The organism is Polyangiaceae bacterium, assembly GCA_020633205.1.
Taxonomy (GTDB): domain Bacteria; phylum Myxococcota_A; class Polyangia; order Polyangiales; family Polyangiaceae; genus JAHBVY01.
This window is the reverse complement of the sequence record JACKEB010000016.1, coordinates 143,272-167,485: the sequence shown is the minus strand read 5'-3', so window position 1 is coordinate 167,485 and position 24,214 is coordinate 143,272. Positions and strand designations below refer to the sequence as shown.

Here is a 24,214-nt window from a genome sequence, read left to right as displayed (position 1 = left end):
CGTGCCCTCTGGTGTGCGTTCAAACTTCAGCTTCGTCACGGCATCCCTCGTGCTGGACTGTATCAAGGCGTCAGCGCCTGAGGTACAGAACGCGGCGGAGCTTACGTTGGGCGGAGCGCTTCGAACCGACCCGTAGACGCCATTGCGCCCCAAGTTAGCGCGCTGGGGCGGCCGCTAGACCGCCTTCACGGGAGTCCGACACCCCGAAGTACTCACCGTCGATGATCATCAAGTTGTTGGCGTCACCGATGGGGATCGTCTTCTTCGAGATGGTGTGGCCCAGCGCCTTCAAGCCATCCAGCACACCTGGCGCGGGCGGCTTGCGGCGCTCGTAGCGCACCTCGTCGGGCAAGAAGCCATGGTGTAGGCGCCCTCGCTCCACCGCGACGGACAGCGGGAGTTGGTAGTCGACCACATTGCGCAACACCTGGAACACCGTGTTCGGGATCGTGTCGCCGCCGGGGGAGCCCAACACCAGGATCGGCTTGCCGTCCTTCAACACGAGGGTTGGCGTCATCGAGCTCGTCATGCGTCGGCCGCCTTTGAGAGTGCTCTCGCCCACGCTGCCGAACGCGCCAGCGGAGTTGTTCATCACGATCCCAGTGCCCGGCACCACGTACTTGGCGCCGAAGCCCGCGGAGAGCGTCGTTGTGCAAGACACCACCATGCCGTCACGATCGGCGACGCTGAAGTGGGTCGTGTGCTCGAGCTCTTCGGCAGCCTTGGTGTAGAGGGAGTGCAGCTCCGCCGCAGGCGTCGCCTTCTGTGGGTCGATGGGGTGGGGCGTGAGCCAGTGCAGGGGGTCGAGCCAGCGTTCGCGTACCTTCGCTGGGTCGCGATCCGACGTGTCGGGGTCGACGACGTCGAAGCGGCGGTCGGCGTGAGCGCGCTTGGCGATTTCCACGAAGAAATGCGCGGCGGCGACTGAATCGGCTGGATGCTTGTAGGCCTCCACGCGCTCCCACATCTTGAGCATTTCGAGCACGGCCACTCCACCAGCAGAGGGCGGCGGCATCACCTCGACTTGCAAGCCGCGATAGTCGAAAGCTTCGAGCTTGCGCTCCTTGGCCGCGTACCCCTTGAGATCAGCGAGGCTGATGCGTCCGGTTTTTTCCATCGCTGCGACGATGGCCTCGGCCGTCTTGCCTTCATAGAAGCCCGCGTCGCCTTGCTGAGCGATGCGCTCGAGGGTGCGCCCCAGATCCTTGCGGAACAGGCGCTGGCCAGGCTTGAGTGGTTTCTTCTTCGGGGCCAGGGCCTTGCGCGCCTCCGGATTGTTCCGCAGCGCGCGGTGGCTCCAGCCGAGGGTGAGTCCCTCGCGCTGGCCGATGATGTGCCCCTTCGATGCGAGATCGATCGCTGGCTGCATGACCTCGCTGAGCTTGAGCTTGCCGAAGCGCCGCTGTGCGAGGTTCAGCCCGGCGACGCTGCCTGGGACGCCTGACGCTGCGGGGCCGACGCCCTTGGCTTCGATCATGGCGTTGAAATCAGCCTGAGTCAGACCTTGCGGCGCGACTTCCCGGAAGTCGATGGCGACCGTCGGTCCGCCAGGAGGGCGCACCAGGAGGAATCCGCCGCCGCCGATGTTTCCCGCGCTGGGGTGTGTGACGGCGAGGGCGTAGCCCACAGCCACCGCCGCATCGACGGCGTTGCCACCCGCTTCGAGCACCGCCACGCCAGCACGCGTCGCTTGGGCCTCGACGCTGGTCACCATTCCGAGCTTGCTATGCACCGCGTTCCCCCCCGCAAGCTTGAGCTCAGCGGGCGCTGCTTGAAACGTGGGCCCCGCGCTAGGCGCGGCTTTTGGGGGTGAGGGAGCGCTGCTTGCAAGCGTGGGCGCAGCGGAGTTCAGCGTCTGGGAGGGATTCTGCGATGGTTGCCCTCCCGCGCCGCTTGGGGACGAACGGGAACAACTGAGCGCCAACCCTGCGCACAGCAGGTACGTGATCAGCTGCGGCGTTCGTGGCCACCCGGACAACTGGTACCGCACGGAACTCAGTAGCCGGGTGGAGGACCGTAGCCGCCGCCGGGGGGCGGGCCGTAGCCACCGCCGGGAGGTGGGCCGTAGCCACCGCCCCCGGGTGGAGGACCGTAGCCTCCCGCCTGTCCTTGGGGGAGCATGGGCTGCTGCGGGTAACCGCCGCCGCCGCCTTCACTTGGGAGCGTCTGGGGCTCCTTGAGTGGGAAGGGCTCTCCGCCCTCTGCGAGGTAAGCCGCGTAGATTTGATAGCGCAGGTGAATGTTCGCGAAGCTCAGGATCGCGACCACGAAGTAGATCCCAATGAAGCAGGCGAGCATGCCGAGCATGGCCAAACCGAAGCTGATCATGCCTAGCAGGAGCCCGTAGCCTAGCGCGCGCTTCCAGGTCTTGCCCGCGTAGGTCCAGACCGCGCCGAGCGCAAACGTCTTGCTGAAGTCCTCGGATAGTTCCGCGCGGAGCATGATCGCGCTCACGAACACCATCATCAGCGTGACCAACGAGACGTAGCCGATCAACATCGTTAGCAGCAGCAGCAGCATGCTGAGCTCCGGGATGCCCGAGGCACCGCCGACGATGCCCGCGAGCATGCCGCCGACGAACATCAAGATGTACCAAACGAAGACGATGGGCAGCACGCTCAGCAGCTGCGCCAAGAAGGGCACCACGCCGCGACTGAGGTAGTGAGTGAAATCGCCGAAGTCGAACTTCGGGATGGGCTTCGGGTGCTGGCGCACCAGTCGCTGCATCACCTCCGCTTGCCAACCCAGCATCACGATTGGCCCCAGCACCGGGATCAGCTGAACCAGCGTGGCGTACAGCCAGTTGCTGCGCCCATCCACGGGATCGCTGGTCAAAAACTTCACCGCCCGCATCACCTCGATCTTCTCAGGAGGCGGACCGTAGTCGCCGCCCACTCCAGCGGCGGGTGCGTAGCCAGGGGTCGGTGGCTGAAACTGCGGAGGCATTGCCATAGAACCCGGTCTCATAACATAGGGCCACTCGCCGTCCCACGGGCTTCGCGCGTGCGCAGCCCCCGCGGCGTTGTGCTGCGTCACTGCGGGGTCCAAGATGCGCCCATGGCAGAGAGCTTTCAGCCCCTTGGGATCCGCGTGTTGACCGTGAGCGACACCCGGGATGAGTCGACGGACAAGAGTGGAGGGCTGTTGTGGGAAAAGCTCGGTGAAGCCGGCCACGATCTAATGGACCGCGCGCTCTTGCCCGATGACCTGCTGCTGTTGCGCGCGCAGTTTGCCGCATGGATCGCCCACCCAAAGACGGACGTGATCGTCGCGACCGGGGGCACAGGCATCACCGCACGAGACGTCACGCCGGAGGCGCTGTCGCCGCTCATCAGCAAGCACATCCCCGGCTTTGGTGAGCTCTTTCGCATGCTTTCCTACACGGAAATAGGTGCCAGCACGATTCAATCTCGCGCGGACGCCGCGCTGTGTGGCGGGGTGTTGGTGTTCTTGCTCCCCGGCTCCACGGGTGCCGTGCGCCTGGCGCTGGAAAAGATCCTGCTGCCCCAGCTCGACCCGCGCACCAAGCCCTGCAACTTCGCAGAGCTCCTGCCGCGCATCCGCGGCACTGCGCGCTAGAAGGAACACAGCGCGCTAACGCGCTAGGGATCCGTGAAGAGCTCGAGACCAGGGTCCCGTTCGGCCCAGTGTCGTAGGTCGCCCGCAGGAGCGCTCAGCACCCGGACTCCCAGCGCGCGCGCCTCACGGATCACCGTGGGCGCACCCTCGAGTAGCGACGCGCTGAGCAGACCATCCGCTGCCGCGAGCCAGCTGAGGCACTCGGGGCGGGGGAGCTGTCCCAAAAAGCGCGCGTGGGGAAACTCTGCTTCCAGCGCCTGGCGCAGTGGTCCGTCTCCAATCACCACCACAGCGCTGGGCCGCGCGAACTCCAGGCTCTTCTTCAGGGCAACGTCGATGCGCTTGCTGGCGATCAGGCGAGCCACGATCAACCACAGTTCTCCTTCAACCTCGTGGAGCCTCCGTGCGTCGGCGCGTGAAGGCACACCGCTCAAGTCGATGGCGCATGGTTCCACCCGCCGGTCCACGATGCTCTTGGGGGTGAGGGGGGCGAGCGCCTCGAGCAGCTGCCCGGACACCGCCCGGAGGCGCGTGACGGCTGCGGCTCGGGTCGCGTGCTCGAGCACTGTCTTGGCCAAGCGCGGCGCGAGCGCCAAGAGCAACCTAACATCGCTCCCGTGAGCGACCCACTCCGCTTCGCGTGCAATGCCGTGCGGCAATAGCGGGAATGCGCCGGGCAAGAGCCAGTGGGCCTGAACTAGATCAAACGCGCCCTGAGCCCTGACGAGGCGCGCTATCTCTCGGCGGGCGAGCGCCATGAACGCCACGACGCCTAACGCCCGCCGTGCCCGAGTCAGCGGGCTGGGATGTTGTAGGCGCGCCCTCACCCCCGGAAAGCCGAACGCATCCCCTGCGGGGATTTCACGGAGCTGGATGCCGGGCGTAGCCGAACGCGTCGTACTTCCTTGGGGAACCACCAGCGTTACCCGGTAGCCACGGCGGAGCAGCTGCTGCACCTCGCTCGCCACGAAGTGCCCTGAAGGATCGGCCGGGGACTCCGGGTAGGACGTGGCGACGACGAGGGCGCGCATGGCGACGCTTCAGCGCGGGAGCTCTGGGTGTTCCGTGGGGAGTTGGTCGCCGTGAGCTTCGATCAAGTCGCCGAGCAGGCGCAGGTAGCTGAAGGAGTAGATCCCGCTGTTGTGGCTATCGCCCCACTCCAGGGAGAGCGCGTAGTTGCCCACGGCTTCCAGCTTGACCAGTTCGAGGTTGCCGCCGCTCTGGTACGCGATGGTTCCGGAGTGGCCTTGGCAGCCAGCGCACGGGCAGTAGCCGCGCAGCAGCTGATGAGGGAAGCGGGAGGTGTGCCCGTCTTGCCAGGTCACTTCCATCACCCGGGCGCCGTGGGGAGCTTTCACGCCGGTTGGTGTGCTGCGGGGGTCGGCCATGGGCCGCCAGTTATCACGCGAGCCTCGCAGCGCGAAACGCTGGACGAAGCGGGAGGCCGTCTGCCCGCAGCGGGAGGAGGGCGCGGGAGGGGGGGACACGGAGGGGGGACAAAAGTGCAGTGCTTTGCCAAAGCCCTTGCGCGACGCGGCGGCGTCTGTCATACCGCCCGTCCCTGTGTCCAATCCTACCGAATCAGTCCAGTGTAAGCCCCTGGAAGTCTCCGTCGGAGACAAGGGGATCGAGCGTGCGATCAAGCACTTGAAGCGCAAGATGGCCGGTGAAGGCATCCTGCGCGAGCTGAAGCGTCGTCGGCACTACATGAAGCCGAGCGTGAAGCGCCGTAAGAAGATGAGCGAGGCCGCTCGCCGTCGTCGTAAGCGCGAGAAGATCATCCCCGGGGTATGAGCCTCGGCGGGGTTTGGGGCTGCTTCCGTTTAGCAACTGGGTAGCCTGAACCACTGGACCGCTTGCAAGCGCAACACGGCACCGCATCCGCGGTGGCCGTGTTGCGCGTTTTGTCTTGGGTCCCCGCGTCCGCCTGTCCGGGTCGAGGAGCGGCGTAGTAGATTCGCGCCCGTGAGTGACTCGAGCCACGACATCGGGACCCGGGCTGTGCATGCGGGGGAGGCCATCGACGACCAAAACGCCCTGACCCAGGCGCGTGCCCTCGAGCCGCCGCTCGTGCTGTCGAGCGCGTACAACCTCGGGACCGCAGACCAGGCAGCTGCTGCTTTCCGCGGGGAAAATGATCTGTATATCTACGGCCGCTGGCGGAATCCCAGCGTGGAGTCGCTGGAGCGCAAGCTCGCGAACCTCGAGAGCGCAGAGGCAGCCGTCGCCACCGCGAGCGGTATGGCCGCCGTCACCGGCGCGCTGCTCTCGCGACTGGTGGCTGGAGATCACGTGGTCGCCCCCTGGAGCTGCTACGGCGAAACTTCGCGGCTCTTACGGGAGCACTTACCGAAGCTTGGGATCACGACCAGCTTCGTCGACGGCAGCTCCGTCGACGCGTATCGCGCGGCGCTCCAGCCGCAGACGCGGGTGGTGTACGCGGAGACGCCGTCGAACCCAGTCATGAAGATCTGCGATCTCGAGGCGCTGGCGAAGCTCACCCACGAGCACGGAGCAGAGCTCGTTTGCGACAACACCTTCGCGACGCCGATCCACCAGCGTCCCATCGAGCTCGGCGCGGATCTCGTGCTGCACTCCATGACGAAGGCGCTTGGCGGCCACGGCGACGCCATTGGAGGGGTGATTTGCGGCAGCAGGCAGCGCGTTCACGCAGCCTCCGAGCTGGTTGTCAAAGGCTTCGGAGGCGTGCTGGCGCCGTTCAACGCGTTCCTGATCAGCCGCGGCGTGCGCACCCTCGCGCTGCGTCAGCGCCAGGCTTCAGCCAGCGCGTTGGAGCTTGCCCGCTGGCTGAGTGAGCACCCCGCGGTGGAGCACGTCCACTATCCCGGACTCGCCACGCACCCCGGTCACGAGATTGCCGCGCGGCAAATGCAGGGCTTCGGTGCGCTGCTCTCCTTCGAGCTCCGGGGCGGCCTCGAGGCAGGTAGGCGAGTGCTCGAGGGGGTCGAGCTGGTCGAACACGCGGTGAGCCTCGGAGATGTGCGGAGCCTGATCACGCACCCAGCGTCCACCACGGCCTCCACGATGCCCGTCGAGACTCGACGCCGGGCAGACATCGGAGACGGACTGCTACGGCTCTCCGTTGGTATCGAGGCAGCGGCCGACCTGCGCCTGGACCTGGAAAACGCCCTCAACCGCTGCTGAAGGACGTGTGGCGATGTGGGCGCAAACCCACGAAACCACGTCGTAAACTTGTCCGTTCCGGCGCCGTGAGCCTAACCCAACGGGCTATGGTCGATTCCGGCTACATCCATCAAGGGCCACGCCTGCGCAATCGGGTCGTCGCTCCGCCGGACGACCTGGTGGAGGACGAGGAGTACTTCGACGAGGAAGACCTCGAGGACGAAGGCTTTCCGATCCGCCTGCGCCACCTGATCGTGCTGCTCTTGTGCGGCGGCGGGATCTGGATGGCGTACCCCCGGGCGATGGCCGCGTGGAGCCTCCACGATTCATCCACCAAGCTCGCTGACTACGCGCTCTGCATGGCCGGGCCGACTGGACCCTCCCTGATTCGGGACAATCCCCCGGAGTTCAGGCGGCTGCTGCGTCGCAGGCTGCTGTCTGCTCACCCAGGGGACCGACCGTTCGAGGGTTGCGCGGTGCTGGGCAAGGAGCTCACCAAGAGCGAAGCCGTTGAGCGCGTCCACCAGAGCCAAGCGTGGAGCTTCGTCGAGTACGGCGGGGACGCCGCCGACGCGCTCAAGACGAGCGGTGCTCGCGGCGCGACCCTCGACGATCTCAAGGTCTCCGTGAAGCCTCTCGCGAAGCTGGCCAAGGAGGGGTGGCCCTTCGTGCGCGGTGGCTATAGCCGCTTGGTCAAGCCGAGCTCGACGGCCAAGGGAGCGCCCCATCCGAGTGACCTTCCGCAGCCTGCGGTTGGTCAAGGCCTACCCGCCTGGCGCGTCCGTTACCGTGCGGTAAAGGTGAACGCCGACAAGGACTACACCGTGGCGATGGGCGCAGCGGCGAACCTCGCTGTCTATCGTACCCAAGACGGGGGCATCAACTGGAAGCCTGCGGCCATCAACGACAGCGCGCTCTCGAGCTTCGCGGAGCGCTGCCCGACGCCTGGTGGCCGCTCCTATACGATCAGCTTCGACGACAGCGGCAAGTACTGGATCGTCAGCTCCCAGGGGCCCGATATCGAGCCCTACTCCAGCCGCTTCGCCTACTCCAAGGAGCAGCTGGTGAGCGCTGCGTGCGACGATGAGGCGATCGTCATCGCGACCCGCAAAGAGAAGTCTTCCGACGTCAGCGTTGCGTATTGCGACTACCGTCAGGTGTGCCGCGCGTTCGAGTTGCCCGATTTCGGACCCCAAGGTCAGAAGCCGCGTTACCCTGTGGATCTAGCTCGGGTCAACGGGACCACCGTGCTCGCCACGGCGCGCCACGGCATCGTGCGCGTCGCGTCCACGCGCGATGCGGGCAAGACGTGGACACCGTTCGTGGTCGCCTTCGACGTCGAGTCGAGCAGTGTACCCACTTCGGTGAAGGTGCCGAGCCGGCTGCTTGCGTTGGGTGAAGACCTGATGCTGTACGGCGGCGCGCCGAAGCCAGGGATGACCTATCCCGTGCTGATTTCCAAGGATGGGGGGGCTTCCTTTGGTGCCTCCCCCCGCGCCGGCGCCGCGCTTCGCGCGTCGGCGGGCGCGCCCCCTCCTTAGCCGGTCGCGACTCGCCTGCGGCTCGCGCGCGCGGCTGGAGGGGGAACATACTTTTCCGCGCGGTAAAGGATCGCGGGCTTTTCGGGTGGCTTGAACGCGGCGCGCTCTCGCGCGGCCGCTTCTGTCGGGGTTTGGTCGGGTTTCGGGTGCCTCGACCGCGGCGCGCTTCGCGCGGCCGCTTCTGCCTTTGCTTTGTATGGGCGGGCGGTTGTTGGGGTGAGGTGAACGCGGCGCGCTCTCGCGCGACCGCTTCTGGTCGGGTTGGTTTGGGTCGGGGGACTCGCGGAACGGCTTGGCGTGGCCGCTTCTGCGCGTTCGTTGCGCCTTTCCGCTCGGGGCCGCCGCGCCCTCGGGCGCGCACAACGCCTGCCGCGCAGTTGCCGCACGGATAGTAGGGGGTTGGGAGGTGGAGCGCGGCATGCGTTCTGCGCGTGGGGTCGCGCTCGGCGGCCCCGAGCGGAAAGGCAGCGAAGGAAAACCCCATGCCCCATCCTCATCCCAATCCCCACCGTGATCGTAGCCCCCATGCTCTCCGCGCGCGGGCGCGGCGGCGTGCTTGGCTTGAGTCTCGCGCTCACGAGATGCGCCGCGCCCCCACGCCCAGTGAGGCGCGGCTCTGGCTCGCCCTGCGGGGCAAGCGCCTGGGCTTCACCTTCCGCCGTCAGGTTGTCGTTGGCGGGCAATACATCGCCGACTTCCTAGCGCGAGATGTGCGCCTCATTGTCGAACTCGATGGCCCCCGCCACTGCGCCACCGCGGACGCGCGCCGGGACCGCGACCTCGCGCGCCTTGGCTACCGCACGCTGCGCTTCTGCTCGGCTGCCGTCCATCAAGATCTCGTCAATGTGGTGCGTCGAATCCTCGAGGAACTGCACGGGGTTGAGCTCTAGCTGTGTAGTCCTGAGTAGGCGAAGACGGCGTCTTGCTAAAAGTCCGCTGTGGCGGGATCCAAGAGGAGTTCTGAAGTGTGCGAGTTTGGGCGTACTCGTCGCAACCCAGGACCGACTAGCCAAAGCGAACCCTGCCCGAGCACCGCGGGTTCGCTCCCACCGTCCAAGACGCGGACGCTGTCTGGCGCGATGCGGAGCGTGACACTGTACTGCGACTCGTGTTCCGTGAGGATCCCGGGGACGTACAACAGTGAGTTCCACGCGAGTTCTGCGCCGTGGGAGAAGTGGACCGCTGTGCCTCGGCACTTGGACAGGGCTTGGTCCAGCGCAGCGAATGTCAGAAAAGGGGTCGCAAGCATGCTCTTGGCGTCAATGCGGTAGTATTGGTCTAGCGCTGACGCGAAGCAGCGCCCTCCATCACAGCTGACGTTCCCAAACCAGCCTGGCTCCACGTTTTCGCTGCGTTCGGTGAGGTGTACCCGCGTCTTGCCGCGAAACAGGCTCTGCGCATACACCTCGCCCAGCGGTGAGAGCCCGTGCGGGATGGGTATGCGCTCGAGCGGCGCATTCAGGTCAGCGGGGACACGCCACAGGCTCTCCTCGCGCCTCGATGTCGCGCACACGGCTTCTCCGCATTCGAAGAGGCCCGTCGGGAGCACGCCGTCCCTAGCGAAGACGTCGACTCGCTTCCATGTTTCCTTGCGGATGGGATAGTAGATCGCACCGTGAGCGGTCCCAGAGTGCAGCGGCACCTCGTGCTCGAAGCCCCAGACTCGGCCGGCCAACGACGTCAGATTGGGGATGTGCGTTGCGTGCTTGTGCCAAGTCCGTCCTCCGTCGCTCGAGATAGCAATAGGTCCGTCGGCCTTGCCAACGTAGAAGGTGCGGTCGCCAGCGATGGCGAAGTGTTTCCAGCCGTCGACTTCGTAGCGCTGAGTCGGCTGCGGACACGTGACCCTGTCCAACGGATTGACCGGCGCTGGATGGCGCAGCGCAGCCTTCGGACTCGACTTTGCAGACTGCTGCTCGGGTGTACGTGCGGCGCGCGGCTCAGCGCAGGCCAAAAGCAGACCGCAGACAAGCGCGGTCCGCAGAACTGCGGGTGTGTCGATTGTACGGGAGAGGGAAGGCATTGGATGGGACGGCGAACTCGGACCTGCCCCAGCTGCTACGTGTTGTCGGGAGTTTCGATCTCGATCGCCTTGTCCGCGCCGAGCTCGTAGCGCTAGATCCCGTGCCCAAGCAGCCACAGGGCGTTTCCGTCGAGAAATGCTAGGTCTCTTCACAAGGCTCTTCGAACAGGGACCTTGCACTGACGTCCTGTTCGACCTGGGAGCACACGAGTGGTGAGGGGACGGCTCGGTTGGCCTCGGCGACAAAGCGCAAACGCGGAAACGGTTGCCCGTTTCCGCGCGGTCGAGTGCTGCTAGGGGTCAGCTGCCGAGGCAGCCGAGCTCCACGTCGATCTTGGCGCCGCTATCAGCAGAGACCGTGGTGCAGACATCCGGACACAGGAGGATCTGCGTGGGGTTGGTGTTGTCGTTGTAGTACCAACCTTGGCCTGGCGCAGTGCCACACTGGCTCTGGTCGGTCACGCGGGTGAGGGTCTGCGCCGCTCCGCCGCCGCCCGGGGTGTAGACCACGTCGACCTTGTTGGGATCCAGAATGCCAGAGTCCGGAGTGGGCACGTTGAACGTGCAGCCGACGGCCGCCTTCTGGATCTCCTTGAGCACGTCGATGAACACGGTCCCGTTGCCGTTGGCGACGTTGTAGCTGTAGCAGGGGTTCGCGCCACCACAGTACGTGGTGTGCTGGGTCGCGCCGGCACCGTTCGCCCACGCCTCGAGGGAGCCGAAGGATGCTCCGGTCATGCCGATGATGAAGGTCGGAATGCCCGTGTTGTTGAAGTGGTTGCGAATGATGTTGTTGAGAGTCGTGTTGTTGGACGAGCAGCCTGAAGGCTGGCCGTCCGTGATGAGAACACCGACCATCGTGCGGCCGGGACGTGCCGCGGCCTGAGCGGTTGTGTAGTTGACGATCGAACGCAACGCAGCTTCGGTGGGGGTTGAACCAGTCGGACCGTTGGAGTTCAGAGACGAACGCAGCGCGGACAAATGGGCGGGCAGGATGTTAAACGCGACGCTGCCACCCGACGGAGGTGTGGACAGCCCGTTCGCGCAGTTGTCTCCGTTGTTGAAGTAGTTCAGCGCGATGCCCGTGCCCACCGACTCCGGCGCACTGAAGAACGAGTCCAGAGCGTTCACCGCGTAGCACCACTTGGACGCAGTGCCGCTGCCAACGTTGCAGTCACTGCCCATGCTGCCGGAGTCGTCGAGCACGATGTACATGTCGAGGGGGATCGGGTCCGCCTCGATGCGCGTCGCTGCGCATGCATCCTCGGTAACGATCGGCGCGTCATACGTGAAGTTGACGTCCGGGATCCCCGCGTCTTCTACACCGCCGTTGCCGCCATTCCCTGCGGAACCGCTGCTCCCGCCGGACCCGCCGTTCGCGGTGCCGCCGCTGGACGAGCCACCGTTCGTGGTGCCACCGCTGCTGGAGCCAGCGCTACCGCCGTTGCTCGAGCCGCTGGAGCCACCGTTCGACGTGCCAGCGCTGGAGCCGCCGCTGCCGCCGAATGAAGAGCCACCATCGCCCCCTGCGGAGTCACCTGAACTACCGCAGGCGACCGTCAGACATAGGGGGGAGGCGAGAAGAAACAAGGATCCGATCAAGAGGGGGCGCATGACAGTAGTTTCGGAGATCCGCAGTGGCAGCGCAAATCCGACCTGCATTCACACGGAAAAAATCGTCCACGGATCTGGCGTAATCCACGGCTCGGCAACCACGTCAGCACCGATGTGGGATGATGTACTCGGCATGCCTGCGTGGCGATGTCGTGCGCAGACTTGCGCCACCGCGGACAGCCCGTGGCAGCCTTCCGCACCCCAACGCACCCGCGATTCGGGCTACGTATCGGCGATGTTTCGCTACCAACGCCAGGTGCGCTTCCAAGAGGTCGATGCCGCTGGGCTGATGTTTTTCCCGAACTTCCTCGTGGTTTGTCATGAGGCCATGGAGGACTTCTTCGGTGAGCTCAGCGGAGGCTACGCCGGTCTGATTCGCGGGCGGGGGTTAGGGCTGCCGTGTGTAGCACTCGAGAGTCAGTTCATCGCGCCGTTGCGCCACGGCGATACGTTCGAGGTGGAGCTCAGCGTCTCGAAGCTTGGCAGTCGGAGCTTGCAGCTCAGCTACCGATTCGTGCGTGGAGCGGAGCTATGCGCCACGGTCCACCAGACGGTGGTGTGGACGGATCTCCAGCGCGTCGTCAGCGCACCCATGCCAGACGACGTGCGCGAGCTGTGCGCGAGGCACCTGTCGCCTGTGGGGGGCGCCGATTGAGCTGCGCCTGACCTCACCCCCAAACCCTGGAGCCAGGTGGACGTCTCCGCGAGGAGAACCACTGCTTGTACCCCGACCGGGTGTGCATCGAGGCGTTCAACCGCCGCGCAGTGAGATGTGGCGCAGTGCGTTCGGAACCCAGCCGGTGTGGTTGGGAGCGCTCACCGGGTCGCTGTCTCCCGCGAGCATCGTCAGGGCTTGGACCTGGATTTGAGCGCGTCGCGCGGCGTCGTCTTGTCCCCGTTCGCGGTAGACCCCGAGCAGGCGCCTCCAGACCGCGAGCGCCGCTGGCCAGGCTTGCTGAGCCACGTACCACTGGCTTGCCAACTCGAGGCGCGGGACGTGCTCCGGTTCGAGCCGCAACGACTCAGCGAGGTCGACTAGCGCCTCGCTTTGCCGTCCGGAAACGTAGCGCAGGCGCGCCCTGAGTTCGAACGCCTTGGCGCCAGCGTTGCGCAGGCGCGCCGCTTGGGTGTAGATGCGCTCCGCCTCCTGGGTGTCTCCTTGGCGCTGACGCAGCTTTCCGAGACCGAAGTAGGCCTCGGCAAAGCTCGGGTCCATTACGATCGCCTGGTGGTAGACGGTCAGCGCCCGAGCGAACTCACCTCTTCGCGCCAACGCATCGGCTTGCTCGGAGAGTAGGCGCGCGCTGCGAGTCGCCCAGCTCTCCGCGGGCGCGGGCGCTGCCGGCGGTGGACGCTTCGCCGCTGGAGGATGCGCGGCAGGTCTTGCAGCTACTGGCTTCGGCTCGCTCGGGCTCTTGCCGGGCGGATCCGGGAAGCGACCCGTAGGCGCTGCATGCAGAGCGGCTGGCCATAGCAGGCAGAGCGCACCGAGAGACCACCACCGCCACATACGACGAGTCTAGCGCAGCTGGCCCGGGCGACACCCACGGTGTGTCGGATGAGGCCTGCCAGTCTGTGGACAGCGACCGCTACAGGCCGAGCGCCTGGCGAGCCTGGGCGTACTTCTCGCTAACGCTGAATACCGCCAAATCGCGGGCTTCGGCGTTGCGAGTGACCCACTTGGCGCGCTCCGCGTCGTCCTCCGGGAGCTCCCCACCAGATATCGCTCGCAGAGCCGCCCGCGGGTCGCCGATCGCGAGCAGTGCAGTGCGGTTGCCCCACTCGTGCAGGGACGTGGCGAGCTGACTTGCGCGGTTGCCGATGCTCCCGATCACTTCGAGGGCGAGTACCGGCACGTCATCATCCAAAGTGCGAGGCAAGCTCGCGCGGATGCGCTGCTGCGCGACGGCGAACTTCTTTGCGTCTGCGCCCTGAGGCTGCCAGTTGTCGGCGAAGAGACTGAGCAGCGCGGCGACGACCGGCCAAAGGTCAATGGGGGCCGTGCGGGAGAGCGCGCAAGCGTTCGCCTGGATCAGCTTCAGCGCACGGAAGACGAGGAAGTAGAGCACCGCCTCGTCCTGAGCATCGAGCAGCTCCTTACCGATCAAGAGCTGGGGTGGGTTCGTGCTCGCTGGCTGCACGGCTTTGCCGATGTGCGGCGCGACCAGGACCTCCAAGTTGTGGATCCCGTAGCTCATCGCGAGCTGGGCGATCTGCTGCTTGAAGCCCTGCATTTCCTGGGGGAGTGGCTGCGCACGCATCGAGCGCAAGTCCATGCCGTAGGCGCCGTCGAGGGCGTTGCCGGTCTTCTGAATGAAGGAGCGGAGCGGCAACGTCAGGAGATCCGGCGCCAGCAGATCGTCGAACCGCGGTTGGCCAGCGACTGCGCCCCCACCCCGCACGGCTAGTGGGTCGCCGCCTTGGATGGCACGTAGGGTTGCGCTTGCCACGAGCGCCGAATCCATATCCCCGCGGATTTCCGCGACGCTCCCCAACGCTTCGAAGAAGCTTGGATCAAAGCGCCCCGTGCCAAGCGCGCGTCGCGCGTCGTTTGCGGTGCGATCCAAGAGCACGTTGAGTGCGCGGGTCTCCCCAGTGCGCGAGTAGAACTCCGCCAGAGCGCGCAGTACCAGGGGATCGGTCGGCGCTGCCTTGCGCGTCCGCTCGAGGATGGCCTCTGCCTTGCGCTTGTCCCCCGCCACCTGTTCGTAGATCACCGCAAGCTCGAGGGAGCGCGTGCGCTTGTCGTCGGCGCTCTCAGCGATCCCAACCAGCTCCTCTTGGATAGCCAGGGCTCGCTCGGCGTTGCCTGCGGCGGAGTAGACTTGAACCAGCCGTTCGCGCGCCTGCACGTCTTGCGGCAGGCGCTTGAGCACTTCGCGGTAAGAGAGCTCAGCGCGATCAGGGGTTGGGATGTGCTGCTCGTAGATTTCGCCAAGCTTGCGGTAGATCTCCGCTTGCTTGGCTTGATCCTGAGTGTGCCGCGCGAGGCGGATCCAGGCCTGCTCCGCCTCTGGCCAGTCGGCTTCGTCACCACAGAGTTCTGCGAACGCACGCAGCGCCTCGACGTGCTCGGGGTTTGCGTCAAGTGCCGCAGCGAGGGCAGCGCGGGCAGCGCCGCGGTCGCCAATCTCCGCCAGAGCCTGAGCACGGGTGACTTCGAGCCCAACTCGCTCGGATGGGTCGCTAGTGCGTGCGAGGCGTGACTCGAGCAAGGCCGCGAGCTTCGAGCGCTCGTTCTGATCCACGTAGAGCTGGCGCAGGCGCTCGAAGACATCACCGTGGGTGACGTCGATGTTCGCGGCCTGTTCGAGAGCTGCTCCCCCGCGCTCTGAGTTGCCCGCACGGTCGAGCCAGAGCAAACCAGCTTGGTACCAGGCCTCGAGCCGATGGCGCTCTACGCTACTGGCTTGCGCGACCGCCTCGAGCGCAGCTGCTGCGGCGGGGCCGTCCCCACTCGCTTCCAACACGTCGGCGCGAGTGGTGAGCGCAACCAGGTGCTCTGGCATGCGATCGATGGCTTGATTCAACAGCAGACGCGCTTCTTCCCGCTGGGTGAGGCGGGCGGCGGTCTCTGCCGCGCGGAGACACAGGGTGGACGCATCGAGATCTGCGTCGCTCTGCGACGCCAGCTCACTCAGCACCTCGAACGCCTTTCCGTCGTCGCCCGTGGCCTGCGCATACGCCGCGAGCTGGCGCAATAGCCAGTAGGGGCGCGGGGTCGGGTGATTCGTGCCGTAGACGACGTCCTTCGCGTTCAGCCACTCGTCGGTCTTCTTGATTAGACGCGTGGCGAGGATGGCGTGGGCGTGGCCGCTCCAGCCTGGCAACGCCGTCGAGAGCGCGCGCTCGATGGACACGAGGTCTTCGTCCCGTTGGGCCGCGAGGTACGCGTGTTCGAGCTGACGTAGCGCCGGCAGGTAGCTCGGCGAGTCTTCCAAGATCGCCGACTGCCAGAGCAGCGCGCTCGATTGATCGCCGCGCGCCAGATCGAGCTGACTCAAGCGCTCATACAGCGCGCGCGCCTTCGCGGGATCGGTCTCGGCCTTGGCCTGGCTCAGCAAGAGGTCGGCGAGATCCGCGGACTCGGAGGTCCCCGCGGCGGTCCGCTCACGGGCGATCTCCGCGAGAGCCCCACCACCCGCCTCGAGAGCTGCTCGCGCAGCACGGGCCGCTGCTTCGCTGTCTCCCTCGCGCTCGTAGTTGAGCGCAGCTTCGAGCAGCAGTCGGGCCTTTACTGGTCCTTCGGCGACGGCCGCCGCGGCTTCTCGCCAGGCACCTCGGTCCAAGTTGCTGCCGGGGTTCAGACGCTCTCCGAGCTCTCTGAGGCCCACGTCGCCGGGGCGCTCTTCTGCCGCAAGGGCGATCAGGTCTGCGGCACCGGAGAGGTCCTCGTCGGCGGTGAGGAGCGCTTCACGCACTTGGTCGTGAGCCTTCTCGATCGGATCCTCGCTCGAGTCTCTTCGTTGACGGATCCACTCCAGTAGCAGCTGCGGGTCACCAGCCATGCGTGCCGAGAGCTCGGCCAGACGGAACGCAAACGGCAGCCCAGGATCGGCATCCCTCGCTCGCTCGAGCAGGGGCATGACTTGCTCTGGCGCGTCCTGCTGGGAGCGCATCGCCGCTTCCGTGAGGAGAAGCGCCCGGCGTGCTTCGTTCTCGCTGGCTTCGGCGCCTTGCTCCAGTAGGCTCGCGGCTCTGCGCGCTCCACTGGTGTCCACTTGGGCCCGCAGAGGAGCTTCGAATGCCGGCGATTTGCCGTGGGCCCGTTGATAGGCCGCGAGCGCCGCCGCAGCACCGCCCGTGAGTTCGTGTGCAAGAGCCGCGACCAGCTGGCGGCTGGTATCCGCTTCTGGCTGGGCTAGGGCGCCTAGGGTGTCTGCCGCGGCGGCGAACTCCTTGTTCGCGATCGCACGCTCGATGTGCAGCAGGCGGACGAGCGCCGCGTGCTCCTCGGATTGCTCGGTGTCGGGCGTCGGCGCCGATAGCGCTGCTGTGAGTGCCTCGACTGAGCTGAAGGCTCGCCCCAGAAGGTGGGGCGGGCGCAGCGTGGGCTCGCCAATCCCCAGCGAGCCCAGTCCTTGCAAGTCGTTCTGCAGTGCCATCGCCGCGCCAGCAAGCACGCTGCCGCCGGGTTGCTCGGCTAGAGCGGCGAGCTGGGCGCTTGGAAGATCGCTCCCGCTCAGCAGAGCCATCGCGACCTGGTCCGCTTGGCTGAAGGCGTCTCCAGACGCCGCGAGCGCGCGCCGCATGCCTTCGGAGTTCGACCCTTCCAGCGCGCGCGCCGCAAGTGCATGGAGTAGGTATGCCGGAGGCTTGGTTTCCGCGTGAGAATGCTCGGAGAGGATCGCCGAGAGCAGCTCAATGGCCTTGTCGCGCGTTTCGGGTGCGGGAGCCAGCAACGCTGCAGAGACCCAGCGGGCTGCGCTGCGGAGCTCGGGGACCCGACTCAGGTTGGCCAGAGCAAGCCCAGCCTCCTTGCCGTTTCCGGTGGCTAGGGCGCGGCGTGCGGCGGTTAGGTAGGCTTCCGTCGCTGAACTGGCTTCAGGCTTTGCGTTTCGGCGAGCGCCGATACTCGCCTGGGCGGCGCGAAGCGGCGCGACCTCAGGGCTGTCCGGGAGCCGTAGGCTCGGGGCGCTCCCAGTTGCTGCTAGCTCTCGTGCCAGCTTGAATACATAAGGTCGCGGATCGGTTGGCGACAGCCGTTGGGCGTTGTCGAGCTTCTTGCTCGCAGCATCGGCGTCTTCCAAAACGATCCGATTAATTTCTGCGCAGAAATATGCCGAGTGCGCGCGACTCTCAGGAGTTGGGCTCGTGATGGCTTCCTGATCGAGCGCGACAGCCACCTGGCTCCACTCTTCGGTTGCCTGCGTGAGCCAGCGCTGTTGGCGTTGCGCGAGCGGATGCTTATGACCTTTCGTCGCCGCCTGTGCCGCCTTGCGAGCGCGATCGTCGTCGCCAGCCATGGCCCACAGTTCGCTTGCGACCACCAGGCAACGCGTGCGTGCGGCGGCGTCGACCGCGGCCTCGGCTTCTTCCTCGAACCACTCGGCCTTGGCGATCCAGGCGTCGAGCATGCCGTTGAGCGCCAGGTGATGAGCGGCCTCTTGCTCGTCTTCCCAGATTTCGCCGGTGCCAACTTCTTCAGCGTCGAAGGCTGCGTCGTCGTAGTTGCCGTCGTAGTCGTCGGCGGGGATGCTGTCGAACTCGCCCGCGAGGCTTTCCTCCTCGGGGTCCATCGTGCCGCCGTTAATGGCTTGGAATGGCGCGTTGACTTCGGATTCCCCCCAGTCCTCGGATTCAGTCCAGAGTTCCGCCTGCGATGGGCGCCCGCTGTCCAGTGCGTCCAGCAGGGCATCAGCCTCCGCATCGTCGACACTCTCGACGCTGGGCAGTTCGCTGTTGCTGCGGGCGAACTCCATGGCGCTTGCCACCTCGTCGCTGAAGTAGTTTGAAGCCTCCTCGCTTCCGTCGGGAACCGGGGTCGGCATATCGACCGACGTGGTCGCTTTGGGAGCGTCCGGGCTGAAAGCCGGAGGGAAGGGCTCGCGGGGAGGAGGTCCCGCCGGGTTCACGGCCGGGGGCTTACGCGTCGCCTCATCGCTTGGTCGGGGGATCACAGCGCCTGGCAGGGCTGGGCGAGGGGGGCCCTGGCGCGATGCCCGCGCGCCTGGCAGCGGGGGCTTGCTGCGAGGCCGAGCCACGACTCCGGGCGGAATCGACGCTGGGGCCTTTTGGCCCTCGGTCAGAGGATTCGTGAAGGTTTTCGTTTCGTCGTCCGCGGAAAACAGCCGGTGGGCTGGCTCGTGCAGCTTCGGACCCGGTGCGGCGTCGCTGTCTGCCTCGCCTGCGCCGCCAATCGGTGACCACTCACCGGAGCCGCGGAACGTGCCTTCTTCGGCGTCGGGTGCGCTGTCGCGCTCGCGGGCCAGGGAGCGGGGTGCCTGGGGGGAAGTGGAGCGCGGCCCGAGGCTACGCGACGGGAGCGTCGCGAAATGGCGCTTGCTCAGGAAAGGGGAGCCCGGTCGCTGTGACGTCGCTGGCGGATCCTCCCCGAGGGCTCTCAATGCGTTCGCCGTCTCCCCTTGGTCAGGCAGCGTTTCTTGTGGTTCGCGAGCGGCGGGGGGAACGGAGCTTGGTTTCCGGCCTGGGATGGGTAGCGGTGTCGACGCGGGATCGTCTGCGAGCAGGCTGTCGAGCAACGCGTCCGGCTCGAAGTCCAGATCTCCAAGTTCAGCGCCGATGTCACCAGCGCGTCCGCTGCGCCCCGCACCTCGAGGCTTCTTGTCGTCGTCCTGGTCGCTCATCGGACACCCATGCCCAAGCGGGCGCGAAGATCGAGGTACGCCGGTGAGAGGACGAACCCGAGCAGATTGTGCAGTCGGCGTTGGCCGAGCTGAGTCTGAGGCGGCACGCCGCGCGCCCCGTTTTCGATCAACAGCGACACCTGGGAAACATCTCCGGCTGCGATTGCCCCCATGCGATCGAGGGTGCCGCTCGCTGCCTCCACCCACTGGGCCGGATCCTGCCCAGATTGCGCAAAAGCAGCGGCCAAGTTTGGCAGCACCTTCTTCAGCTTGCGAGGCATGGCTTTGCTGAGCTGACGCTCGAACTCACCAAGCATCGCGTACGCTGGCGACTGCACTTGGACGCCAGCTACGCGGCAAGCCGCGACGACCAACGCAGCGATGTCGGTGGGGTCGCGATGCCTGAGCAGTGTGGAGCCGCGACGCAGGGCGAAGATTTCCCTGGCGGCGAGCGCGCGCCGGGCGGGATCGAAGGGCGCTCCGACTTGGGCGCCGATCACGATCGCCGGACGCTCGCTTGGTATGGCAGAGATTCCGTGCGGATCCGGACCGCCAACGTAAAGGTCGAAATCTCCTACGCCTAGTGCGCCGGTCCAGGCTGCCAGTTCGTTGCGCTGGGGCACACCGGCGCGCGGGTCGATGCGGTCCTTCTTGCCAACGCCAAACGCCGCCAAGCTCGGGCCGATCGCCTCCACGAACACCGGCGCGAGGGTCGCCATGAGGTCTACGATTGGCCCGCGATCGTTGGGATCGAACAGCTCTGGGAACGCCTCGGGCTCGATTGCCATCTGCGGTGTTCGCGCAACGCGTTGGTCGAGGCTATGCAGCTCCCGATCTAGCTCGGGAGTTCCAGCCCCCAAGGCAGTCAGCGCTCCCAGTGCGGCTTGGCGCATCGGCGCGTCTGACATCACTTCGGCCACTCGAGCCAGTCGATTCACCACCTCGATATCGGTCGGGTTCTGCGCGACGCTCTCCACCAGTGTCATGCGAGCGCGGGGCACCAGCTTGACTTGGAGCTGCTCCGGCATCAGCCCGCTCAAGAGCAAGTCCAAAGCCTCGCCATCTTGGGGGGACTCGGACAGCAGCTTCTCGACGGCAAAGGCTGCGTCTTCGGGCTTGCCCCGTCGGTCGCGGTGGATTGCCATCGCCAGTCGGGCCGCCTCGATGCGGCCTTCAGAGCTCTCGCGCTCCTGCATCAGCTGCTCGAGTACTTCTGTGGCTTGCTCCCAGGCTCCGACCTTGCCCGCGGCTCTCGCGAGTCGCTCGCGTACCGGCAACGTACTTAGCCCGGCCTTGTAGAGCGCCGACAACACGTTCAGCGCTTGCTCGACGTTGTCGAGCTTCTTCTCGTACAGGTCGACGGCCGCGACACCGCTCATCAAGCGTTGCTTGGCTGGAGCCTCGTCGAGCTCAGCGAGCCGGCCGAGGTACTCGGCCGCCTCTTCAAAGCGCCGTGTGCTGATGGCGATTTCGCCCATCAAAGCCAGCGCGCCGACGTGTTCGGCTTCGAGCATCGTGACGTTCTCGAGGGCGGTGAGTGCACCCTCTAGATCGCCCGCCTTGCGCATCACGCGAGCGCGCTCCCAGAAGAGCTTTGCGATTTCTTCCGGATCCTCAGCCACCTCGAGTCGGCGTTCGATCAGCTCAAGTAGCGTTGGCCCGTCCTTGCGGGCTCGCACGATGCGGAAGAGGCGGTCGAACGCCACATCGCGACGGATGTCGCGTTCGATCGTGCGGGCGAGCGCCAGTTCCCCGCGTTCTGCGTCTCCTAGCTCGTCGAGCAGAATCAGCGCCGAACGCTCCCAGAGCTCCGCGCCCAGGCTGGTGTCGGCGACGGCATCGCCCAGCGCCGCACAGGCCTCAGCCATCATGGTGCGATCTCCTGTCAGGTCCGCAGTGGCCCGCAGTCCCTCCCACCCCAGGATCTCAGTTGGCAGGGCCTCCGTTACCGCGCGGAAAGAATCTTCCGCCGACTCCAGGTCGCCTGCGGCGATCTGGTTCCACCCTGCCAGGGCCAGCGCAAGGGTTGACGTATCGTCTCCGAGGGAGTCATCCACACCGGCGAGCGCGCGCGCGCGGCGCCGGGGATCGCTCCCTGGAGGTGCGAGCTCGAGGTTCGTCAGTCGTGCCGCCACGCTGCGGGACTCAAGCAAAGGGCTCCTCGCGTTGCCTGAGAGCAACTCGAGCAAGCCGGCGCTGGCGTCGAGAGCCGCGCGGGCATCTCCCGACAGCCCCCGAGCGACCTGGCGCCGTGCTTCCACCTCATGGTCTAGATTCCCTGCGGCAATCGCTTGGCCCAGCCACTCCAAGTTAGGGTCTAGATGGTGCGCGCTCGCGCCTCCTAGCTCGTTGTGCCTCTCGGCCCAGCGCGCTGCGAGCTCCTCTAGGTAGCCTGCGCTCGATCCCAGCTCCAGAGCACGCTGATAGGCGCTCGCGCTGGCGAGTGTCGAGGCCTGATCTCCCAGAGCGCCAAGCCGTTCGAGCGCAGCCTCGTCCTCGCCGAGCGCTCTTGCGAGGTCCGCAGCGTGGGTCAGCTCATCGGTAGCTCCAGGATCGATGCTCGCCAGGGCCGACCGCCCATCTTCCGGGTCGCCACCCGCAGCGAACTCCACGCCCCAGCGCTCGATGGCGAGCGCTGCGAGTGCGTCCGGGTCCTCCGCCTGGGCCTCGCTTGCCGCCTCCAGGGCTCGGCGGCGCGCGTCGGCGTCATCTGGGGTAGCCGCGCGTAGTGCCCACGCGAGCAGGGTTCCTGCGGCACCCGCCTCTAGGTCGACGCTGCGAGCGAAGTCGTCGAGCGCAGCCTCGCGATTCGCTTGCCGCCAAGCGAGCAATCCACACTCGAGATTCAGGGCGGCGGACAGCTGCGGGTCGTCGGTTGTATTGGCACAGCGCGCTAGTGCTTCGCGTGCGCCCGCGAACTCTTGCGCTTCCGAGAGGAGAGACGCGAGCGCGGCGGCGACCAGAGCGTCAGCTGGGTTGGCCTCGTGGAGCGCCTCTAGAGCGCCGCGCGCCTGGGTGGTGTCGTCAGCGAGACGTGCGCGGATCGCCGCGACTACTTGTAAAGCGCGGCGCGCGTCCGCGTCCGTTTCGCTACTGGTCAGCTGGGTGAGTGCGGCGCTCGTATCCACCGCCGGGGACTCGGTTTCCGCGTCCTCGCTGCGCGGGGCGAGCGGGAGTACGAAGGCACCGAGGGCCGGGCCCAGCCAGCTGCCGCCCGGGGCATTGCTCAACGACGCGAAGGCGTCGCGAGCGCCGGTTAGATCGCCGCGCAGCAGCCTGAGACGGCCAAGCTCGAACCACAGGCTCGCCTGCTCTGCCGGTTCGGCACCCGCAGCCAGGAGTCGTCGAGTGGCTTCCTCGAACCAGCTCCCATCTTGGGTCAGCGCCGCAAGCATGCGCGCAACCCGCGCCACCACACCTGGACTCGCGCCGAACATTCCGGCTTGAGACAACGCGGCTTTTGCGCCCTGGGTGTCCCCCGCCAAACGCGCCCACGCATCTGCTGCCGCGAGGAAATAGCGTGACTTGGCTTCGTCCGTGGGTAGTTCCGCTGCGGCCGCTTCCAGCGCCGAAGCTAGCGCACCAGGGTTCGCTCCGCCGATCAACAGGTCGAGTTGGAGCACCCTCGCTGGGATGCTGCCCGCGTCGTGCCCCAGCGCTGCGTTTACTGCCTCCAGCGCCTTTGGACCGTCTCCCTGAGAGGCAGCCGCCTCCGCAACCCGCAACCACAGGCTCGCCGCCACGCCGCCTGTCACACCCGCGTTCAGCTCCAGCTGCGCCAGCTCTGCGGCCTGTTGGGTGTTGCCCAAAGACTCCGCCGTGAGCATGCGCGCATGGAGCAGGGACGGTTCCTCGGGGAGACGTTCGAGGGCGCGGCCGAGTAGCTCATGCGCTTGCGAAGTGTCGCCGTGTTGGCGGAGCGCTTCTGCGGCCCGCAGCCAGGCGTCCGCGGCATGGGTGCTGGTGAGACGTTGCTCAGGTATGCCAAGCGCTGCGCCCGCATCTGGATTCTCCAGCCCGCTCAGGATCAGCGTGGCCTGGGCTTCGAGAGCTCGCGCGGCCAGTTCGGGACGCGCAGCGGCCCTCGCAGTTCGTTCAAGGGCGAGCAACGCCCGGAACGTCGCGGGGCCCTTGACCTCGACGGCCTGTTCGATGGCGCCGATGGCTTCCGCGTGCTCCTCGCGCTCGGCCCGCATCGCAGCGAGATCGAGCAAGAGCAGGCCACGCCAGTGCGGGTCCTGTTCGAGGTTGGCGCGCTGGTTCAGCGCGTCCGCGACCAGATCGTGGTCTTCGAGCGCCCAGGCTACGTACTCGAGAGCGAGCCAGAGCGAGGGGTCTTCTGGGGTGAGTTCCGTCGCTTCCTGCAGGGCCTGACGTGCCCCATGGAGGTCCTCGCCGTGATCATGGAAGAACGCGGCGTTGTCCAGCAGCGCTCGCGCGCGCTCTCCCGGCCGCTCGGAGATCTTCAGCAAGCGGTCGAGCAAGCGTCCGAGGTTCTTGAACGACTTGCGGCGCTCGATGATGGTGATCAGGCGCTCCAAAGGCTCACGGAAGGTCGAGTCCGCGTTCACCGCTTGGAGTTGGTCGCGCGCCGCCCCCGCTTCGTCTCCAGATCGCTCTTCGAGGAGTCCGATCTCGTGCAGCAGGATGGCTTTGGCGGCCTGACTCGACGTGGCATCGTGCTCGGCCCGCAACCGCTCGATGGTTGCGGCGATCCAGCTTGGATCGGAGGTTCCTTCCTCGCGCGAGTTGCCGTTGCCAGAGCTGTTTTGATTCGAGAGGTTCGGCATCGATCGGCATCCTCGCCATGGCAGGCGATGGATCAGAACTGACTGTATTAAACACTAGGTCGGCGTGCCTAGTGCGGCGAATCTGTGATTCGCCCCACAAACAAACCCGTCCTTCTTTGGGGCCATTTCGTGCCCGAGCGGCGGGAACGCGCAACAATTGGCGCCCTGGAGGGAACGCTCGAACGAGAACGCTCGATTCGCAGACCCCCACAACCA

General features: G+C 66.4%; 15 protein-coding genes. 6 read left to right on the top strand and 9 right to left on the bottom strand.

Annotated elements, in window-relative coordinates; all coding sequences use genetic code 11:
- Window positions 1-154: 154 nt before the first annotated feature.
- A complete protein-coding gene (gene ggt / locus H6718_25370; protein ID MCB9588766.1) occupies window positions 155-1,732 on the bottom strand; it encodes a gamma-glutamyltransferase in 1,578 nt (525 codons plus the stop codon).
- 263 nt (window positions 1,733-1,995) lie between these two features.
- The gene (locus H6718_25365) at window positions 1,996-2,952 is read right to left on the bottom strand and encodes a DUF4013 domain-containing protein (GenBank protein MCB9588765.1); all 957 of its coding nucleotides are present in this window, start codon (window positions 2,950-2,952) and stop codon (window positions 1,996-1,998) included.
- Between the two features lie 105 nt (window positions 2,953-3,057).
- On the opposite strand from H6718_25365, the gene moaB reads away from it, so the two are divergent.
- The gene (gene moaB, locus H6718_25360) at window positions 3,058-3,579 is read left to right on the top strand and encodes a molybdenum cofactor biosynthesis protein B (GenBank protein MCB9588764.1); all 522 of its coding nucleotides are present in this window, start codon (window positions 3,058-3,060) and stop codon (window positions 3,577-3,579) included.
- Between the two features lie 23 nt (window positions 3,580-3,602).
- On the opposite strand, the gene H6718_25355 is transcribed toward moaB, so the two are convergent.
- Together H6718_25355 and H6718_25350 are read right to left on the bottom strand one after the other, a co-directional pair.
- Window positions 3,603-4,610, bottom strand: a complete 1,008-nt coding sequence (locus tag H6718_25355; protein MCB9588763.1) for a glycosyltransferase — start codon at window positions 4,608-4,610, stop codon at window positions 3,603-3,605.
- Between the two features lie 9 nt (window positions 4,611-4,619).
- Window positions 4,620-4,967 (bottom strand): DUF971 domain-containing protein, encoded by a 348-nt coding sequence (locus H6718_25350; GenBank protein ID MCB9588762.1) that lies wholly within the window; start codon window positions 4,965-4,967, stop codon window positions 4,620-4,622.
- A gap of 211 nt (window positions 4,968-5,178) precedes the next feature.
- On the opposite strand from H6718_25350, the gene rpsU reads away from it, so the two are divergent.
- The 4 genes from rpsU (at window position 5,179) to H6718_25330 (ending at window position 9,154) form a co-directional block, all read left to right on the top strand.
- Window positions 5,179-5,373, top strand: a complete 195-nt coding sequence (gene rpsU, locus H6718_25345) for a 30S ribosomal protein S21 (protein MCB9588761.1) — start codon at window positions 5,179-5,181, stop codon at window positions 5,371-5,373.
- Window positions 5,374-5,544: 171 nt separating this feature from the next.
- Window positions 5,545-6,744: an aminotransferase class I/II-fold pyridoxal phosphate-dependent enzyme gene (locus H6718_25340; protein ID MCB9588760.1), complete on the top strand. Its 1,200-nt coding sequence runs from the start codon at window positions 5,545-5,547 to the stop codon at window positions 6,742-6,744.
- Window positions 6,745-6,809: 65 nt separating this feature from the next.
- Window positions 6,810-8,264, top strand: coding sequence for a hypothetical protein (locus H6718_25335; protein MCB9588759.1), 1,455 nt, complete (start codon window positions 6,810-6,812; stop codon window positions 8,262-8,264).
- Between the two features lie 581 nt (window positions 8,265-8,845).
- Window positions 8,846-9,154 carry a DUF559 domain-containing protein gene (locus tag H6718_25330; GenBank protein MCB9588758.1) on the top strand — a complete coding sequence of 103 codons (309 nt, stop codon included), beginning with the start codon at window positions 8,846-8,848 and terminating at the stop codon, window positions 9,152-9,154.
- Between the two features lie 35 nt (window positions 9,155-9,189).
- On the opposite strand, the gene H6718_25325 is transcribed toward H6718_25330, so the two are convergent.
- Together H6718_25325 and H6718_25320 are read right to left on the bottom strand one after the other, a co-directional pair.
- Entirely contained in the window at window positions 9,190-10,119 is a 930-nt protein-coding gene (locus H6718_25325) for a hypothetical protein (GenBank protein ID MCB9588757.1), read from the bottom strand.
- Window positions 10,120-10,587: 468 nt separating this feature from the next.
- A complete protein-coding gene (locus H6718_25320; protein MCB9588756.1) occupies window positions 10,588-11,901 on the bottom strand; it encodes a VWA domain-containing protein in 1,314 nt (437 codons plus the stop codon).
- Between the two features lie 235 nt (window positions 11,902-12,136).
- Here H6718_25320 and H6718_25315 point away from each other — a divergent pair, with 235 nt between their 5' ends.
- Window positions 12,137-12,556, top strand: coding sequence for an acyl-CoA thioesterase (locus tag H6718_25315; GenBank protein MCB9588755.1), 420 nt, complete (start codon window positions 12,137-12,139; stop codon window positions 12,554-12,556).
- A 96-nt stretch (window positions 12,557-12,652) separates the two neighbouring features.
- On the opposite strand, the gene H6718_25310 is transcribed toward H6718_25315, so the two are convergent.
- The 3 genes from H6718_25310 to H6718_25300 all read right to left on the bottom strand — a co-directional run bounded on the left by H6718_25310 (window position 12,653) and on the right by H6718_25300 (window position 23,998).
- Window positions 12,653-13,411, bottom strand: coding sequence for a tetratricopeptide repeat protein (locus H6718_25310; protein ID MCB9588754.1), 759 nt, complete (start codon window positions 13,409-13,411; stop codon window positions 12,653-12,655).
- Between the two features lie 79 nt (window positions 13,412-13,490).
- The gene (locus H6718_25305; GenBank protein ID MCB9588753.1) at window positions 13,491-19,208 is read right to left on the bottom strand and encodes a hypothetical protein; all 5,718 of its coding nucleotides are present in this window, start codon (window positions 19,206-19,208) and stop codon (window positions 13,491-13,493) included.
- On the bottom strand, window positions 19,205-23,998 hold the full coding sequence (locus H6718_25300; GenBank protein MCB9588752.1) for a hypothetical protein: 4,794 nt from the start codon (window positions 23,996-23,998) through the stop codon (window positions 19,205-19,207). The genes H6718_25305 and H6718_25300 overlap by 4 nt, the downstream gene beginning before the upstream one ends.
- Window positions 23,999-24,214: the final 216 nt, after the last annotated feature.